The 519-nt window shown below is 40.5% G+C and carries 1 protein-coding gene and 1 pseudogene; both read right to left on the reverse strand.

All coding sequences use genetic code 11. The features are described from left to right. On the reverse strand, positions 1-335 hold a 335-nt coding region (locus tag GBI16_RS18360), incomplete at its 3' end, for a putative RNA methyltransferase (protein ID WP_404814624.1). A 2-nt stretch (positions 336-337) separates the two neighbouring features. After that, positions 338-519 (reverse strand): annotated as a pseudogene (locus tag GBI16_RS18365) (hypothetical protein); the annotation flags it as partial.

The following is a 519-nucleotide window of genomic DNA, read 5'->3' on the forward strand; positions in this document are numbered from 1 at the left end:
CCAACACACTGTTCAACGACTTGTTGCATAGCACTTGTATAGTAGCCCTCACCACATCCGATATCGAGTATTGCTTTTACATCTAGTTGCTTTAATAAAGCGACTACAGCCTGTTGTAAAGGCTGATAATAACCATCTTGCAAGAAAGCTCGTCGCGCATCGACTGACTCGGGAGTATCCCCTGGGTTTTTACTATGTTTATGTTGCACCACATGTAAATTGACATAGCCTTGTTTAGCTACATCATAACTATGTCCTTGCTCACATCGCCAAGTTCGTTCAGTTAAATTCAGGGACTGACGACACACAGGACACATTAAAACTTGCTTAGCCACTTTTAATTATTCTCTTGTTCTTTTTGTTGTAAATAAGTCTTTGCGTGTAGTCCAACAAAGGTACGACCTGCATTTGTACCATTAATCCATTCATCTACCTGAAACAAATCAAACAGACCTACTTTGACTAACGTTGGAATTGCGATCTTTAGCTCTTCCTCAATTTGTCCTCTTTGCCCTGCAT

Source organism: Acinetobacter sp. TUM15064, assembly GCF_008980265.1.
In the GTDB taxonomy this organism is placed as follows: domain Bacteria; phylum Pseudomonadota; class Gammaproteobacteria; order Pseudomonadales; family Moraxellaceae; genus Acinetobacter.